Origin of the sequence: Nonomuraea bangladeshensis, from assembly GCF_039529455.1 — a bacterium.
In the GTDB taxonomy this organism is placed as follows: domain Bacteria; phylum Actinomycetota; class Actinomycetes; order Streptosporangiales; family Streptosporangiaceae; genus Nonomuraea; species Nonomuraea bangladeshensis.
On the sequence record NZ_BAAAMV010000003.1, the window covers coordinates 564,853 to 580,602 of the forward strand.

At 71.0% G+C, this 15,750-nt stretch carries 16 protein-coding genes; 3 read left to right on the top strand and 13 right to left on the bottom strand.

Annotation, left to right across the window (positions count from 1 at the left end; all coding sequences use genetic code 11):
* Window positions 1-10: 10 nt before the first annotated feature.
* Together ABD292_RS10430 and ABD292_RS10435 are read left to right on the top strand one after the other, a co-directional pair.
* Window positions 11-1,582, top strand: a complete 1,572-nt coding sequence (locus tag ABD292_RS10430; RefSeq protein ID WP_344206881.1) for a lectin — start codon at window positions 11-13, stop codon at window positions 1,580-1,582.
* Window positions 1,583-1,635: 53 nt separating this feature from the next.
* Entirely contained in the window at window positions 1,636-2,076 is a 441-nt protein-coding gene (locus ABD292_RS10435; RefSeq protein ID WP_344206882.1) for a S26 family signal peptidase, read from the top strand.
* Here the strand turns inward: ABD292_RS10435 and ABD292_RS10440 are convergent.
* The 3 genes from ABD292_RS10440 to ABD292_RS10450 form a co-directional block, all read right to left on the bottom strand.
* A complete protein-coding gene (locus tag ABD292_RS10440; protein ID WP_344206883.1) occupies window positions 1,998-3,899 on the bottom strand; it encodes an ABC transporter ATP-binding protein in 1,902 nt (633 codons plus the stop codon). The genes ABD292_RS10435 and ABD292_RS10440 overlap by 79 nt on opposite strands.
* Complete coding sequence (locus tag ABD292_RS10445; protein ID WP_344206884.1) at window positions 3,896-4,426, bottom strand: TlpA family protein disulfide reductase; 531 nt, start codon at window positions 4,424-4,426, stop codon at window positions 3,896-3,898. Before ABD292_RS10445 ends, ABD292_RS10440 begins: the two co-directional genes overlap by 4 nt.
* 98 nt (window positions 4,427-4,524) lie before the next feature.
* A complete protein-coding gene (locus ABD292_RS10450) occupies window positions 4,525-4,692 on the bottom strand; it encodes a hypothetical protein (RefSeq protein WP_344206885.1) in 168 nt (55 codons plus the stop codon).
* A gap of 359 nt (window positions 4,693-5,051) precedes the next feature.
* Between ABD292_RS10450 and ABD292_RS10455 the strand changes: the two genes are divergently transcribed.
* Entirely contained in the window at window positions 5,052-5,327 is a 276-nt protein-coding gene (locus ABD292_RS10455) for a hypothetical protein (RefSeq protein ID WP_344206886.1), read from the top strand.
* 66 nt (window positions 5,328-5,393) lie between these two features.
* On the opposite strand, the gene ABD292_RS10460 is transcribed toward ABD292_RS10455, so the two are convergent.
* From ABD292_RS10460 to ABD292_RS10505, 10 genes are all read right to left on the bottom strand, one after another.
* Entirely contained in the window at window positions 5,394-5,621 is a 228-nt protein-coding gene (locus ABD292_RS10460; protein ID WP_344206888.1) for a hypothetical protein, read from the bottom strand.
* An 872-nt stretch (window positions 5,622-6,493) separates the two neighbouring features.
* Window positions 6,494-7,036 (bottom strand): hypothetical protein, encoded by a 543-nt coding sequence (locus tag ABD292_RS10465; protein ID WP_344206889.1) that lies wholly within the window; start codon window positions 7,034-7,036, stop codon window positions 6,494-6,496.
* Window positions 7,037-7,047: 11 nt separating this feature from the next.
* Complete coding sequence (locus ABD292_RS10470; protein WP_344206890.1) at window positions 7,048-8,472, bottom strand: oxygenase MpaB family protein; 1,425 nt, start codon at window positions 8,470-8,472, stop codon at window positions 7,048-7,050.
* Window positions 8,469-9,203: a polyprenyl diphosphate synthase gene (gene uppS / locus ABD292_RS10475; protein WP_344206891.1), complete on the bottom strand. Its 735-nt coding sequence runs from the start codon at window positions 9,201-9,203 to the stop codon at window positions 8,469-8,471. Before uppS ends, ABD292_RS10470 begins: the two co-directional genes overlap by 4 nt.
* Before the next feature lie 75 nt (window positions 9,204-9,278).
* Window positions 9,279-10,706, bottom strand: a complete 1,428-nt coding sequence (locus ABD292_RS10480; protein ID WP_344206892.1) for an FGGY family carbohydrate kinase — start codon at window positions 10,704-10,706, stop codon at window positions 9,279-9,281.
* Between the two features lie 2 nt (window positions 10,707-10,708).
* Window positions 10,709-11,497, bottom strand: coding sequence for a class I fructose-bisphosphate aldolase (locus tag ABD292_RS10485; protein WP_344206893.1), 789 nt, complete (start codon window positions 11,495-11,497; stop codon window positions 10,709-10,711).
* A 16-nt stretch (window positions 11,498-11,513) separates the two neighbouring features.
* Entirely contained in the window at window positions 11,514-12,521 is a 1,008-nt protein-coding gene (locus ABD292_RS10490) for an alcohol dehydrogenase catalytic domain-containing protein (RefSeq protein ID WP_344206894.1), read from the bottom strand.
* On the bottom strand, window positions 12,518-13,348 hold the full coding sequence (locus ABD292_RS10495; protein WP_344206896.1) for a carbohydrate ABC transporter permease: 831 nt from the start codon (window positions 13,346-13,348) through the stop codon (window positions 12,518-12,520). Before ABD292_RS10495 ends, ABD292_RS10490 begins: the two co-directional genes overlap by 4 nt.
* Window positions 13,345-14,265, bottom strand: coding sequence for a carbohydrate ABC transporter permease (locus ABD292_RS10500; RefSeq protein WP_344206897.1), 921 nt, complete (start codon window positions 14,263-14,265; stop codon window positions 13,345-13,347). Before ABD292_RS10500 ends, ABD292_RS10495 begins: the two co-directional genes overlap by 4 nt.
* A gap of 66 nt (window positions 14,266-14,331) precedes the next feature.
* On the bottom strand, window positions 14,332-15,696 hold the full coding sequence (locus ABD292_RS10505) for an ABC transporter substrate-binding protein (RefSeq protein WP_344206898.1): 1,365 nt from the start codon (window positions 15,694-15,696) through the stop codon (window positions 14,332-14,334).
* Between the last annotated feature and the right edge of the window lie 54 nt (window positions 15,697-15,750).

Sequence of the window (15,750 nt, forward strand, 5' to 3'; positions counted from 1 at the left end):
GAGGAATCGGATGCGTAAATTCATGAGCTGGCTCCTGACGGTGTCACTGGCCGCCGCCTCGCTGGTCGCGGTCGGCGGCGCCATGTCGCCCGCCCTCGCGCTGGACAACGGGCTCGCCCGCACCCCGCAGATGGGCTGGAACGACTGGAACTCCTTCTTCTGCAACGTGAACGAGAGCCTCATCCGGCAGACCGCGGACATCATGGTCTCCAGCGGCATGGCCGCGGCCGGCTACCAGTACGTCAACATCGACGACTGCTGGTCCACGAAGAGCCGCGACGCCGGCGGCAACCTGGTGCCCGACCCGCAGAAGTTCCCCAGCGGCATGAAGGCCCTCGCGGACTACGTCCACGGCAAGGGGCTCAAGCTCGGCATCTACTCCTCGGCGGGCACGACCACGTGCGCGGGCTACCCGGCCAGCCTCGGCTACGAGCAGCGCGACGCCGCGCTGTGGGCGTCCTGGGGGATCGACTACCTGAAGTACGACAACTGCGGCGACCACCAGGGCAGGACCGGATTACAGCGCTACACCGCCATGCGCGACGCGCTGGCCGCCACCGGACGCCCGATCCTCTACAGCCTGTGCAACTGGGGCCAGGAGAACGTGTGGACCTGGGGGATGCCGGTGGGCAACTCCTGGCGCACGACGGGTGACATCGCCGCGAACTGGAACTCCGTCATGGGCATCCTGGACCAGCAGGTCGGGCTCGAAGCGTACTCGGGGCCCGGAGGCTGGAACGACCCCGACATGCTGGAGGTCGGCGTCGGCTCGCTCACGGCGACCGAGGGACGGGCGCACTTCAGCCTGTGGTCCCTGCTGAACGCGCCGCTCATCGCGGGCAACGACCTCCGGTCGATGAGCGCTGAGACCCGTACCATCCTGACGAACACCGAGGTCATCGCGGTCAACCAGGACTGGGGCGGCAGGCAGGGCCACAAGATCAGCGACAACGGCAACCTGGAAGTCTGGCGCAAGCCGATGTCGAACGGCTCGGTCGCGGTCGTCCTGCTCAACCGGGGCACCTCCACCTCGACCGTCTCCACCACCGCCTCGGCCCTCGGCCTGGGCTCGGCGTCCTCCTACTCGGTACGCGACCTGTGGGCGCACACGACGTCCTCCTCCACCGGGACCATCAGCGCGTCGGTGCCCGGGCACGGGGCGGCCATGTACACCGTCACCGGCGGCGGCATCGTCCCCGCGGTCGCGTTCAGAGGGGTCGGCTCGGGCCGGTGCCTGGACGTCGCGGGCGCCTCGCCGACCAACGGCGCGCAGGCGCAGATCTGGGACTGCAACGGCCAGCCCAACCAGCAGTGGACGCCGACCGCGAGCGGCGAGCTGCGAGTGTACGGCAACAAGTGCCTGGACGCCTACGACCAGGGCACCGCCAACGGCACCCAGGTGATCATCTGGGACTGCAACGGCCAGGCCAACCAGCAATGGCGGCTGAACGCCGACGGCACCATCACCGGCGTGCAGTCGGGCCGGTGCCTCGACGTGCCGAACAACGCCACCGCCAACGGCACCAAGCTGGTGCTCTGGTCCTGCAACGGCGGCGCCAACCAGCGGTGGAGCCGCGTCTGACGCGTGGCCTGGGACATGACGGCTAGGGTGGCCCCGTGCGGTACTTATTGATCTTGCTTGGGGTTCTCGCCGGGGCCCTCGCCGTCGCCCGCCGTCGCTTCGTGGTCGTCCGGGTGACCGGGCCGAGCATGGAGCCCGCGTACCGCTCCGGCGACCGGGTGCTCGTCCGCCGCGTGGCCGGTTCGAAACTCGGGCGGGGCCAGGTGGTGGTCTTCGAGGCGGCGGCGGGCGGACGGTGGCGCACCGGCCCGCTGTCCGCCCCGAAGGACGCGAAGTGGCTCATCAAGCGGGTGGCCGCGCTGCCCGGCGATCCTGTGCCGCCCGCGGTCAACGCCCCCGAGGGGGCGCTGGTCCCCGCAGGGCGGCTGGTCGTGATCGGCGACGGCCCGCTGAGCGCCGACTCGCGGCACTGGGGTCATCTACCGGCGGACCGGGTGCTGGGCGTGGTCGTACGCAGGCTCTCCCCGGCACCTGGCCCGGCGGCGGGCTCGTAGCCGCTGGCCTGCAGACCGAACAGCCGCGCGTACTCGCCGCCCAGCGCCATGAGCTCGCTGTGGGAGCCGCGTTCGCGGATCTTCCCCTCGCTCAGCACGACGATGAGGTCCGCGTCCCGCAGGGCTCCGAGCCGGTGTGAGATCAGCACGCTGGTACGTCCCGCCCGATGCCGGCGCAGCCCCAGGTGGACGGCGTGCTCGGCCTCCGCGTCCAGGCCGGAGCTCGGCTCGTCGAGGATGAGCAGGTCCCGGCGATGACGCATCAGCGCACGGGCAAGCGCCAGCCGCTGCCACTGCCCGCCCGACAACGTCACCCCCGCCTGCCGCTCGTCCCCCTCACCGAAGAAGATCCGGCTGAGCAACGTGTCATAGCCCTTGGGCAGCGTGTCGAGCGCGTCATGTATCCCGGCCCGCCGGGCCGCGGCCCGGATCGCCTCCGGATCGGCACCCGCGGCCAGGTCACCGAGCATGATGTTCTCGGCGGCGGTGAGGTCGTACGCCATGTAGTCCTGGAAGACCACGCCGAGCCGGGCGCGCAGGTCGTCCGGGTGCACCTCACGCAGGTCCACGCCGTCCCAGAGGACGGCGCCGCGGACCGGGTCGTACAGCCGGCACAGCAGTTTGACCAGGGTGCTCTTGCCCGCCCCGTTCAGCCCGACCAGGGCGACGGCTTTGCCGTACGGGATGAAGAGGTTCACCCCGCGCAGCACCCAGGGGTGCTCGTCGTCGTAGCGGAACCACACGTCGCGCAGTTCGATGCCCTCGCGCAGCGCGGGCAGCGCGGCGGGCGCCGCGGCCACCGGAAGGCCGGGCCCGGCCTGGACGACGCCGACGTAGTGCCCGAACATCAGCAGGGCGTTGTGCGCGCCGGCCCACTGGCTGACGATCGAGGTCAGGGCCGTCTGCACCCCGGCGACGGCGGCGACGAACACGGAGACGTCCCCCACGCTCAGGCTGCCCGACGCGGCGGCCAGCACGGCCCAGAACAGGCCGCCGGCCGCGACGGCGGCGCCCAGCAGGGACATCAGCCCCTGGCTGCGCAGCGTCCGCCGGTCCAGGTCCCGCTCGGCCTCGTTCACGGTCCCGAGCTCCTTGAGCATCCGGGCGCGCAGGAAGTCGCCGAGGCCGAACAGCCGTACCTCCTTGGCCGCGTCGGGGCTGGTGAGAAGGGCGCCGTAGAAGAGCTGGCGGCGCGTGTTGGAGCTGATGCCCCACATCGTGCGGGCCCTGCGGCGGCTCAAGGCGAGCTGTACCCGGGCCGACGGCAGCGCGGCCGCGATGACGATGACGACCATGACCGGGCTGAGCACGGTCAGCGTGACCATGAACCCGAGCAGCGTCAGGACGCCCTGGAAGATCGCCAGGGATGAGCCGACGATCTGCTGCGGTGCGTTCTGGCCGGCCTCATGGGCCAGCCGCAGCTCGTCGTGGAAGGAGGGGTTCTCGAACCGGCTGAGCCCGGGGTCGGCGTTGACGGCCCGGAACAGCCGATCGTAGATCAGCCGCTGCAACCCCCGGTGCAACTGCCCGTTGAGGTACTCGGCGACGTGCGGCAGGACGACCAGGGCCAGGCCCGCCACCCCGAGGGCGGCCGCGAGGAGGAGGATGCCCCCGCCGCCGCCACTACCACCGTCGCCGCTGCCGCCGCCGCTCGCCAGGCTGTCGAGCACGAGCTTGGTCAGCCACGCGGTCGCCACCGGTGCCGCACCCATGAGCAGCACCACTGCCAGCGAACCCAGCACGGCGGCCGGCTGCGCCCGCCAGGCCAGCTCGGCCGCCACCCGTCCGCGGCGGAGCAGGGAGCCCGCCCCGGCGTCCCTCACGTGAGGGCCGCCAGCGGCAGCTCGTCAGGGGTGAGCGCGGCCGCGGAGATCACCGCTCGGCCGTCGACGAGGTAGAAGGCCGGGAAGAACGACACCTGGAACGCCCTGCCCAGCGGCCCGTCCGGCGGCTCGACGACCACGGTCGCCACCGGGGCCAGGGCGGCCGCGAACGCGCCGGCGTCCTGTTTCTCGTCCACGACCACCGCGAGCGCGCGCCCGGGGCCGAGGGACTCCGCCCGGCTGGTGAACTCGGGCAGTCGCTCGTGACAGGCCGAGCAGGTGGTGGAGAACATCCCCACCAGGGTCGGCCCGGTGAAGAAGTCCCGCGACACCGTCGTGCCGTCGGCCGCGGCAGCGGTGAAATCGGGCAGCGCGGTGCCGGCCCGCACGAGGGGCGGTCGCGCCGGCCGACCGGCGGCGAGCTGGGCCGCATGCTCGCGGAGACGGCGGATGACCGCCAGGGTCAGCAGCAGGTTCACGGCGCACAGGGCCCCGACGAGGACTACGGCGACAACGAGGTACGACATCGAATTCCCTTCACAGGCCGGCCCGCCCGGAGAACGGCGCCGACCGGCACGCAGCCGGCGCCGTGCACCGCATGACGATCACTCGGTGCGGATCTCGATCAGCGCCAGGGGGTGCAGGCCGTGTAACCGGCGGCGATGCAGCACGTCCTGCGCATGGTGTAGCCGACGAACTTGATCTCGTCCCAGCAGGTGTCGGCGGCGGCGGAGGTCGTGGGGAGCAGCTTGTCGAGCAGCCGGTCGCCCAGCTTGCCAAGAGAACGGATCATGAACTCTCCTCTGTCGAGCACCTCGTCCGTACGCTGTCACCGCGTCGCGGAAGTCGGTGATCATTGCTTGTGGCGCCTGCAACCTATGCCGGACCAAGATCAGAACTTAACGATGAAGATCGCCGCAAGGCGCAACCTTGTTTCGATGACTCTTGCCGTTGACATGATCATCCGGTTTGTGTAAAGGCGCGGGGGCGTGCGGGCGCGGCAGCGTCAGGATCGACCTGACGGCAACCCCCCTTCTCCGAAAATCGGAGAAAGTCAATTACGGTGTTGACACACTTGAGTGAAGATCCGTAGCGTGTTGCGCAAAGGTCGGCAAAAGGGGCGCAATCGGGTGCCCTGCGGAAAGGAAAAGTGTGCGACGCAGATTGGCGCAAGCCGCTTCAACGCTCCTGGCAGCAGTATTCCTGACAGCGGGAGGAAGCTTCCTCGCGACCGCTTCCGCACAAGCTCAAACCGCACAGCAGGCAAAGGTCGCGGCGCCGCCTGCGGTCTGGGTGGACTACAAGAACTACGCCACTTATGAAGCCTGCCGTCAGCAGGGCCGGGAAATGCTCGGCGGCGGAGTCGTCATCGCCTACACCTGTGACTACGACAGCCCGTTCTGGCTGCTCCGCGTACGTATCGAATAGCCAGCCAACAGTCTGATGGAGGGTGACGGACCACGCTCCGTCACCCTCCATCAGCCTTTCGCGGAATTATTTGTAAACGCTCAGCAGCCAGTAGGGGCTGTCCCACGAACAGTCGTAGTTCTTGACGATGCCCGCATTCAGCAGTTCCTTCCCCTCCTGCTGGCAGGCCGCGTAGGTGGCGTAATTCTTGTACGGCGTCCAGCCGGCCGCGGCGTAGGCCTGCTGCGTCGATCCGGCCTCCGCGGAAGCGGCCGCGATGGAGGCTCCGCCGACCGTCAGGAATACCGCTGCCATGAGCGTGGAGGTTGCTTGCGCCAGTCTACGTCGCACACTTTTCCTTTCCGCAGGACGCTGCAAAGCGCCCCATATGTCGCACTTTTCACAACACGCTACGGATCTTCACCAAGATCTGTCAACGCCGACCAGCGTCCGCGACGGGCACCCCCCGCCCCAAGCAGGAGCCTTCCCTGCGGCACGAGGCGGACGGAAAGAACGCAGCCACGACCCCGCCCCGCCGCTCCAACTGGCCACCCGACCTCGGCTGGAGCAGCTTCATCCGGCCGAGCGGATGCACCGGAACCCTGCCGACTCAACGGCCTCCAAGCGGAGGACGCGCCGCGCCCAAGCACGGCCACGGCATGGTTGAGCTCGGCAACGGCGTGCCGCGCGGGCAGAGGCGTGCCGTCGCAGGCCGCGGGCAGGCGTCGCAGACCGGAGGCATCACCGCAGCAGCCCCCGCGCCATAGCCGCCGAACTCACCGATTGAAGGGCCGCGCCGCCGCCACCAAGCCGTAAGCCGACGGCCTAGGCGCCTTCGTCATCCGCTCCGCGGGGATCGTCGGCCGCTCGACGTGTCAGCCGCCGGATGACGAGTGCTCCGCCGAGCCAGCCGCCCCCGAACACGACAACCCGGGCGACGACATAAGTCGTCGTGATCCTCTCCGACCCTTCGCTGAGGAGATCTCCGGCCAGCATTCCCGCGAGGAGGATCAACAGCCAGGAGGTCCAGCCCAGCAGGGCCCTGGTCGCATCCTGCCCCCAGCGCCTTCGACGATCAGTCACCTCATGCCTCCGGAGGGCGGGGACGCTCTGGCTCCAAAGCGAGGACCACCGCATCGAAGGCCAGAGCATAGACGCCGCTACGCGTCCCATCCACGCTCGCGCAGTCATCGAAGTGCGAAACGGCGCAGCAACTCCGCCTGCTCGGGGCGCAGGAGCAGCGCCGGGTTGCTTGCGCGCGGGTAGATCTCGGCTGCCGCCCATTGCGCTGCTCGGACGCTGGAGGCGGTTCCGATCCTGAGCCCGCGCGCGCGTAGCTCCGCCTGCACCTGCTGGACGTCGAACAAGTAGACCGACTCGATGCACCAGGGGCGGACGCCCCCGCGCGACGAGGCCGCCGGCGACGCCGGCCCCGTCAGCACGAGGTAGTAGTCCAGCGCCGCCCGCTCGGTCATGTCCAGAAGGCCCTCGCGCTTCAAGTACCACTTCACGTTGACCGTCCGCCCGTGCAGCGGACCGGACGTGAACCGGCCGTCGATCGCGGCGGTCACCGCGGACCTCTCCAGCTCGATGCCGAAGACCCGCGCCGCGATCCACTCGCCCAGGTGGCCCGCCGTCATCGGTCGCTGAATGATCGCTGCGATCTTCTCGTCGACGGCGTTGCGCTCCCTCAGCAGCTCGGCGATCCGCTCGACCTCGGCATCGCTCATGTCGTCCACGGTCAGCCCGACGACAGGAGGGAGATGTAGGCGTTGGAGTGCTGCTGTCCGGACATGAAGGAGACGAACTGTCTGACGAAGGCGCCGCGGGAGTAGCTGTCGTCGTTGCCGGCCAGGTCGCGGTGGAAGGCCGTACGGAACAGGTTGAGGTATTCCTCGCTGTCGATCTTCTCGTCGTCGTCCACGTCGGTGACGTCGAACAGCACGTCGGCGATCTTCACGAGGCCGGTGCTGGGCAGGCGGGCGGCCGAGGCGGCGTATTCGGCGCGGGTGACCCGTCCGTCGCCGTCGCTGTCGAGGGCGCTCTGCAGCTCGCGCCACCAGGCGGCGTACGCCTGGAACAGCCGGTCTTCCTCCTGTTCGCCCAGGTCGAGCCGGGTGGCGATCTCCCGGGCCATCGCGGCCAGGTCGGGCCAGCGCAGGTAGCCGTCGCCGGTCTGGTCGAGGACCTCGGCGAAGAACCGGTCGGCCGATCGGGTCACCTGGCCGTCCTCGCCGCCGGAGGCGGGGGTGAGGAGGCGGGCCAGGGCCGCGGCCTTGCCGGCCCGGCGGCGTACGGTCTCCCACGGGCCCGCGCCCTTGTGGTGGGAGGGGTCGAGCAGGCCCATGAAGAACTCCACCCGCGTCCAGCTCTCCGGCAGGTGGCGGGTGGCGAGGGCGGTGCTGAGGTAGGCGGCCTGCATGAGGGTGCGGGCGCCCGGCAGGTCGGGCAGGGCGACGCGCCGGCTGAAGGACTCGGGGAGCGAGGCGATGGTGATCGCCGTGGCCAGCGGGCCCGCAACGGCCCGGCCCGCGGCCCACACCACGGGGTAGGGGCGCAGCACCGGAGGCGCGGGCACGTTGGCGAACAGCCGGTAGAGGATGGCGCCCACCGCCTCGTTGTTCTCCAGCTGGTGCTCGACGATGTCGTCGTAGTAGGGCCAGAACTCGTGCAGCGTCGCGGGAAGGTGGTCGCTGGTGCCGTCGATCAGGGCCAGGAACGTGCGGTGCTCGGCGTAGAGCCGCCGCATCTCGTCGGCGTCGAGCGCGTCGCCGCTCAGCCGGCACATCGTCACCGTCGACTCGAACAGGGTCGCCGCCACCCAGGCGCGCGCCGCGGGGTCGGTCGCGTCGTAGGGGCGGCCCTGGGCGTCGACGCCGGACATGCGGGAGTGGAGGCGGTTGAGCCGGGCCGCTTCGCGGTCGCGTACGCGCGGATCGGGGTCGAGGAGCCGCCGCGAGCTCGTCGCGGTGTTGCGCAGCCGCCGCCAGGGGTTGGTGAGGAACGTGGAGTTCTCCATCAGCGCCGCGCCGATCTGCGGGTGGGCGGCTTCCAGCAGGGTGGCGCGGGTCACCGCGAGGCCCCAGCGTGCCTCGCCGACCAGGCGGCGCAGGATGGAGTCGGGTCCGAAGACGTCGATGGTCTCCTGGGGGATCGTGTGAGTCATCGAAGGCCCTTTCCTGTCATGGTGGCGGGGCTGACGTCGCCGAACCGGCGCTGGCGCCGGAGGTAGGCGTCGAGGCATTCGCAGAAGTGGGCGGCGCGGAAGTCGGGCCAGAGCACCTTGGGGAAGACCCACTCGGCGTAGGCCACCTGCCAGAGCATGAAGTTGGAGATGCGCTGCTCGCCGGAGGTGCGGATGACCAGATCCACGTCGGGGGTGTCGGCGTAGGGCAGGTGCTCGGCGAAGCTCGCCTCGGTGACCTGGTCGGCCGGCGTCGAGGACCGGATCAGCGACCGGGCGGCCTCCACGATGTCGCGGCGGCCGCCGTGGTCGAAGGCGACGGTCAGCGTCATGCGCTTGTTGTCGCGGGTGAGCGTCATCAGGTCGGTGATGTCCTGGACCAGCGGCGCCGGGATGCGCGGGTCGGTCATGCCGAGGAACCTGCAGCGGATGCCCCGCGTGTGCAGCACCGGCGCGTGTTTGCGGATGGCGCGGCGGACGAGCCGCATGAGGATGTCGACCTCGCCGGACGGCCGCCGCCAGTTTTCCGTGGAGAAGGCGTAGAGGCTCAGCCAGGAGACCCCGGAGGAGCGCGCCGCCTCGATGACGTCCATCACGGCGGCCTCGGCGGCCTCGTGACCCGCCGTGCGCGGCAGCGACCGCTGCGCGGCCCAGCGGCCGTTTCCGTCCATCACACACGCCACGTGACGCGGCACGACCATGACCACCCCCATAGCTGTACGTGACTATACCAATACTCTAGGTGCTCCTTGGAGTCATGGCAGCCCCACGTACGGCCACCGGTCGCGTCAGGGGGTGAGTTCCCGTACGGACACCGGTGCGATCGGTCCGGGCAGGCAGAGGTGGGCCGCGCCGAGTGCGGACAGCTCCGGCTCCGCGAGAATCCGGTACGGCAGACCCGCCGCGGCGGCCTTCAGGCGCATCCACCCTGGCGCGCGGGTCCATCCGCCGGCCGCGTAGGCGGCTTCGGCGTCGGGGGCCAGGGCCCGCAGGGCTGCGGCGCCGGCCTGCGCGAGCTGCCAGGCCGCGCCGGCCGCCCGCGCCTCGGCGGACAGGTCGGCCGCGGCGGGTGTCCAGTAGGGCGGTTCGCCGCCTGCCGCGCCGGGCGCGAACACCGGCCGATCGGGCCGTTCCACGACGAGGCGGCCGGCCAGGACGGCGTCCAGGCAGGGGCCGAGGCCGTTGTCGCGGAGCCAGGTCATGTTGCGGTCCAGCTCCAGCACGGTGAGAGCGGTCAGACCGTCGCCGAGCACCGCAGGGGAGAGGTCCACCCCAGGAGGCGGGTTCCCCCCGGTCCGACGATCCCCGGTCCGGAGGTCTCCGCGATCCCCGCCGTCTTCATTCCGGAGGTCCCCGGTTCGGAGGACCCCGGTCCGGAGGTCTCCGCGATCCCCGCGGTCCCCGGTCCGGCGGTCCCCGGTGCGGGCCGGTCGGTTCGCGGGTTCGAGGGTGCGGACGAGGACCTCTGCGGTGCCCATCGAGTCGAGGGGCGCGCCGGGATCCTGCCGGTGCACGACGGAGGCGCCCACCGGGTGGTCGTGGCCGCCCGCGACCACCACCGCGTCGGACGCGAGCAGGTCCGCCAGCCGCCTGCTGCGCAGCTCGCCGACCACGGTGCCGGCCGGGACGACCGGCGGCAGCAGGTCGGCGGGGAGGAACCGGCCGGCGCGTTCGATGTCCCACTCACCCGGATCGAGCAGCCAGGCGCCGGTGCGCGGAGCGAGGCTGCTGGACATGATCGCCCGGCCGGTCCAGCGCAGCGCCGGGTAGTCGGTGCACGCCACCCACCCGTCGGCCGCCGCGAGGTCGGCGGACGGGATCAGGGCCCAGGCCGCGACGGTGCGGGCGGCGTCCAGCTCCACCCCGTAGCGGAGCCGGTCGCCCGGCCGGGCGAGCTCGGCCAGGCGGTCCAGGGCCGCACGCCGGGACGGGTCGAACCACGGCAGCGCGGTGCCGAGCGGCCGCCCGCCGGCGTGCAGCACGCCGTCCTCGCCGACCCCGGCCACGCACACCCCGCGCAGCCGGGGACGCGACGCCGCGCCCGCGGCCAGCAGGATCAGCTCCTCGAGGACGTCGACCAGCTCGTCCGGGCGGACGCGCAGCCCGGCCCTGGGGGTGGGCCTGGCGGCGCGAGCCAGTACGGTGCCCTCGGCGTCGGCGAGCAGCACCTTGACGTTGGTGCTGCCGAGGTCGGCGCCGGCCCACACGTCCGTCATGGTCAGACGGTCTGCAGCGTGCGGCCGCCGGAACGCGAGAGCGCGGCGAGCTGCCCGACGATGGTGTGCGCCTCGGGAAGGCTGCGCTGCCAGACGTTGCGGCCCACGATGATGCCGCGGGCGCCGGCCACGACGGTCTGCCTGACGGCCTCGACGGTGTCGGCCGCGTCGCCCTCCCGGGGTCCGCCGGCGATGACGACGGGCAGGCCGAGCTCCTCGACCAGGCGGCGGGTGCCGTCCTCGCCCGGGAACGCGATCTTGATGATGTGCGCGCCGAGGTCGAAGGCGATCCGGGCGGCCAGCTCCTCGGCGGCGACGACCTCGGGGGTGCGCGGCGCGCCCAGCATCACCGGCTCCAGCATGAGCGGGATCTGCCAGCGCTCGCAGTCGGAGACCACCTTGCCGACGCGGGTGACGAGCGCGGCCTGCTCCGCCTTGGTGGTGTTCCAGGGCATCAGCATCTTCACGCAGTCCACGCCGAGCCGTACGGCGTCCTCCACGCTGTGCTGCAGCGCGCCGACGCCGGCCGGGGCGTCGGTGTAGTGGTAGAACGCGTCGATCGCCATCACCCGGGACAGGTGCGGTCGCTCGGCGAAGTACCGCTCGGTGCGCACGACGAGCCCCGGGCTCATCATGAAGCCGGTGATGTCGTCACCGCCGAACTCCTCCACCACGGCGGCCGGGTTCTCCAGGCCGGGCAGGCGGTCGAAGATGAGCCCGTGGTCGACGGGCATGATGATGGCCGCCCGGTCCGCGGGCAGCGTACGGGTCATGCGGTAGGCCATGGTCATGGGTGTTGCCTTCCGATCAGGTGTTCATTGAGGGATCGATGTGGACCTTGAGCGCCTCGGGGGAGGCGGCGACCGCGAGCGCCTCGGCGTACGCGGTGAGCGGCAGCCGGTGCGTGACCAGCGGCCGGACGGCCGCGGCCAGGTCGCCGATCTGCTCGACGGCGGCCGGGTAGCAGTCGGCGAGGCTGTTGGAGCCGAGCACCGTCAGCTCCTTCTCGAAGACCTCGAACGGGCGCAGCGGCACGGCCGTCTCCGGCGCCGTGACGCCCATCTGCACGAGGGTGCCGCGGATCGCGATCCGCTCCAGCGCGTCGGCGACGGCGGACGGGTGCCCGCTCGCCTCGACGACGACCTGGGCCCCGTCGGGCAGGTCGAGTTCGGCGCCGTTCGCGGCGACGTGGTCGGCGCCGAGGCGGAGCGCGGCGTCACGGCGTACCGCGTGCGGTTCGACGACCTGGACGCGGCCTGCTCCGCGCTGCCGGGCGACGGCGCACAGGAGCAGGCCGATGGAGCCGGCGCCGTACACCAGGACGTCCAGTCCCCGCAGGTCGGGGGCGCGGTCGAGGGCGTGCAGGACGCAGGCGAGCGGCTCGATCAGCGCGCCGACCGTGGGATCGAGGCCCGCGGGCAGCCGGTGGGCGACGCGGGCGGGGACGGCGACCTTCTCGGCGCAGGCCCCGGCGCGGGTGACGCCGACCGGTTCGAGGCTGAGGCACAGGTTGGGGGCTCCCGCCCGGCACCAGCGACAGCGGCCGCAGTTGACGTTGGGGTCGACGCCGACCAGGTCGCCGGGTGACAGGCCGCGGACGTCCGCCCCGACCTCGACCACGGTGCCGGCGAACTCGTGGCCGGGCACGACCGGATGGCGTCCCGTGGCGTAGCTGCCCTCGACGAGGTGCAGGTCGGTGCCGCAGATGCCGACCGCGGCGGGGGCGATGACGACGTCCTCGGGGCCGGGCACCGGGTCGGGCACCTCGGCCGGTTCGACGCCGCCTTTTCCGTCCAGGATGATCGCGCGCATCATTTCACCGCTCCGAACAGCAGGCCGCGCACCAGGCTGCGCTGACAGATCCAGCCGAGGATCACGACAGGGACGCTCACGACGGTGGCCACGGCCGCGACCTGGGCGGTGTAGAGCTCACCGAAGGACAGGAACTTCTGCATGAACACCGGCAGGCTGGAGGTGGTCGTGGTGAGGTTGACCGCGTAGAAGTACTCGTTCCAGGAGAACACGCACGACAGCAGCGCGGTCGCCCACAGGCCGGGGCTGATCAGCGGCAGCACGATGCTGCGCATGATCCGCAGCCGGCCGGCCCCGTCCATGGACGCGGCCTCCAGCACCTCGCCCGGCACCTCCTGCAGGAAGGAGCGGATCATCCACACCGCGAGCGGCAGATTCATGCCGAGGTGCAGGACGATCAGGACGGTGACCGTGTTCAGCAGGTTCAGCTGCTGCGCGACCACGTAGATCGGGATGATGCCGGCCGCGATCGGCATCATCTTGGTGCTGATGAAGAAGAACAGCGCGTCCTGCGCCTTGCGGACCGGCCGGACCGACAGCGCGTACGCGGCCGGCAGCGCGAGCAGCAGGACCAGGACCGTCGAGACCACCGCGATGGCGATCGAGTTGCCGGCGTACGCCCAGAAACCCGCGCCGAAGGCGTTCCTGTAGTGCTCGAACGTCGGCTCGAAGATGAGCCTCGGCGCCGGCGAGGCGGCGTCCGTCTCGCTCTGGACGCTCTTGAGCAGCATGTACGCGACCGGCGAGAACAGCAGCAGCGAGCCGAGCCAGCCGAGCACGGCGACCGGCCAGCGGGCCCGGTCCTTGTCCGGAGCGGTGGTGACGGTCATCGCCGTCCCTCCTGTCGGAAGATGCCGGACAGCAGGCGCAGCGCCGGCAGCGCGAGCGCGATCGTGAGCACCAGCGTGACCAGGCCGTAGGCGGACGCCGTGCCGAAGTCGAACGAGTTGAACGCGCGCAGGTAGACGTAGTAGGTGATGTTGGTGGTGCCGTACGCGGGGCCGCCCGCCGTGAGCAGCGCGATCTCGCCGAACGTCTGGATGACGTTCATGCTGAGCAGCAGCGCGGTCAGCTCCATGAACGGCCGCAGATGCGGCAGGACCACGCCGCGGAACTGCCACCACCAGCTCGCGCCGTCCACCCGCGCGGCCTCCAGCTGCTCGTCGGGCATCGCCTGCAGCCCGGCGAGCAGGACGAGCATCGCGAACGGCGTCCAGCGCCAGGACGTGATGAGCACGATGGACGTCATCGACTGCTCGCTCAGCCAGTTCACCCGCGGCAGCCCGGCCAGGTCGGTGAGCCAGCCGAGCAGGCCGAACGAGGGGTCGAACATGGCGCTGCGCCAGAACAGCGCGGCCGCCACCGGCATGATGAAGAACGGCGTGATGGCGAGCGTGCGGGCGACGCCCCGGCCGGGGAACTTCTTCTGCAGCAGCATCGCCAGCACCAGGCCCACGAGCATGCTGAGGATCGTCGCCCCGGCGGTGAGCACCACCGTGTTGCCGATGGCCTTCCAGAAGGTGCCGTCGGCGAACGTGGCCCGATAGTTGGCGAGCCCCGCGAAGCCTCCCTCGCCGGGGGCCAGCAGGTTCCAGCTCCGCAGCGAGTACCAGATCGTCATGACGAACGGGATCTGCGTGAGCGCGAGCGTGATGACGAGGGCCGGCAGCAACGGGGCGCGTCTGCTCCACGCCCCGCGCCGGCCGCGGGCCCGCGCCGGGCCGGTCGTTGACGCGATGGCGGTCATGTCCCACCTCCTCCTGGGTTGTCGGGTGGCGTCGCGGGGTGGCCTTCGCGACGCCACCCCCGGCGGCTACTTGAGGTAGCCGGCCTTCTTGACGGCCTCCGCCGCGTACTCCTGGGACTTCCTCAGCGCGTCGGCCACGGTCTGGGTGCCGCTGATGGCGCCCGCGACCTGCTGGGAGACGTAGTCGCCGATGTCGGTGAACTCGGGGATCTGGACGTACTGGACGCCCGTGTAGGGCACCGGCCGCACGGTCGGCTGCTTCGGATCGGCCGCGTTGATCGACTTGAGGGTCAGGTCGGCGTAGGACCTGGCCGCTTCCTGGTACTCAGGCAGGTCGTAGGTAGAGGTGCGCGAGCCGGGCGGGATCGAGTCCCAGCCGGCCTTGGCGCCGGCCAGCTTGATGTACTCCTTGCTGGTCGCCCACGAGATGAACTTCCAGGCGGCGTCCTTGTTCTTGCTGGACTCCGTGATGCCGAGGGCCCAGGACCACAGCCAGCCGGAGGCGTCGGTCCGCTCGACCGGGGCCAGGGCGAAGGCCAGGTTGTCCTTGATCTCGGGGGTGGCCTGCTGCAGGGCCGAGCCGGCGAAGACGGTGTCGTCGTACCACATGGCGGTCTTGCCCTGGGTGATCTGCTGCAGGCAGCCCTCCCAGCCGTCCTTGGCGGCGTCCGGTTGGCCGTGCTCGCGCAGCAGGTCGACGTAGAACTGCACGGCCTTCGTGGTCTCGGGCGAGGTGAGCTGGGGCTGCCACTGCTCGTCGAACCAGCGGCCGCCGAAGGTGTTGATGACGGTGGTCAGCGAGGCCAGGTTCTGTCCCCAGCCCGGGAGGCCGCGCAGGCAGATGCCCGAGACGCCGCCTTTCTTGTCGTCCATCTTGGCCGCGGCGTCGGCGACCTGCTTCCAGGTCGGCTTCTCCGGGATCTTGACGCCCGCCTTCTCGGCGAGGTCCTTGCGGTAGAAGAGGAAGGAGCTGGAGCCGTAGAAGGGGGCGCCGTAGAGCTTGCCGTCCGCGGAGACGATGTCCTTGATGGGCTGGAGCACGTCGCCGGAGTCCCAGGCGGTGTCCTTGGCGACGTAGTCGTCGAGTGGAACGATCCAACCGTTCTTCGCCCAGATCGGCACCTCGTAGCTGCCGATCATCGTGACGTCGTACTGGCCGGCCTTGGTGGCGACGTCCTTGGTCACGGCGGGGCGCAGGTCGTTCTCCGGCAGGGTGGTGAACTTGACCTTGAGGCCGGGGTTCTTCTGCTCGAAGTCCGCGATGAGGCTCTCCGCGGTCTTCATCTGGGGGTTCGCGGCGAGCGCCACGGTGATCGTGGTCTCGCCCGAGGCCGAGGTCTGCTCGGCGGTGGGGTCGGAGCAGGCGGAGACGGTGGCGAGGGTGGCGACGGCCAGCACGGCCGCGCTGAGTGGTCGGGTACGGAGTCGCAAGAGATCCTCCAGGAGGGGGTGGGGGGACCGGCCCGCCGTCGGCGCGGCGGGCCG

Bases quoted from the DNA above. Each gene is read 5' to 3' on its own strand.
- ABD292_RS10430 (WP_344206881.1), top strand. From the start codon at position 11: ATGCGTAAATTCATGAGCTGGCTCCTGACGGTGTCACTGGCCGCCGCC.
- ABD292_RS10445 (WP_344206884.1), bottom strand. From the start codon at position 4,426: ATGTCGTACCTCGTTGTCGCCGTAGTCCTCGTCGGGGCCCTGTGCGCC.
- ABD292_RS10450 (WP_344206885.1), bottom strand. From the start codon at position 4,692: ATGATCCGTTCTCTTGGCAAGCTGGGCGACCGGCTGCTCGACAAGCTG.
- ABD292_RS10460 (WP_344206888.1), bottom strand. From the start codon at position 5,621: ATGGCAGCGGTATTCCTGACGGTCGGCGGAGCCTCCATCGCGGCCGCT.
- ABD292_RS10465 (WP_344206889.1), bottom strand. From the start codon at position 7,036: ATGAGCGATGCCGAGGTCGAGCGGATCGCCGAGCTGCTGAGGGAGCGC.
- ABD292_RS10470 (WP_344206890.1), bottom strand. From the start codon at position 8,472: ATGACTCACACGATCCCCCAGGAGACCATCGACGTCTTCGGACCCGAC.
- uppS (WP_344206891.1), bottom strand. From the start codon at position 9,203: ATGGGGGTGGTCATGGTCGTGCCGCGTCACGTGGCGTGTGTGATGGAC.
- ABD292_RS10480 (WP_344206892.1), bottom strand. From the start codon at position 10,706: ATGACGGACGTGTGGGCCGGCGCCGACCTCGGCAGCACCAACGTCAAG.
- ABD292_RS10485 (WP_344206893.1), bottom strand. From the start codon at position 11,497: ATGACCATGGCCTACCGCATGACCCGTACGCTGCCCGCGGACCGGGCG.
- ABD292_RS10490 (WP_344206894.1), bottom strand. From the start codon at position 12,521: ATGATGCGCGCGATCATCCTGGACGGAAAAGGCGGCGTCGAACCGGCC.
- ABD292_RS10495 (WP_344206896.1), bottom strand. From the start codon at position 13,348: ATGACCGTCACCACCGCTCCGGACAAGGACCGGGCCCGCTGGCCGGTC.
- ABD292_RS10500 (WP_344206897.1), bottom strand. From the start codon at position 14,265: ATGACCGCCATCGCGTCAACGACCGGCCCGGCGCGGGCCCGCGGCCGG.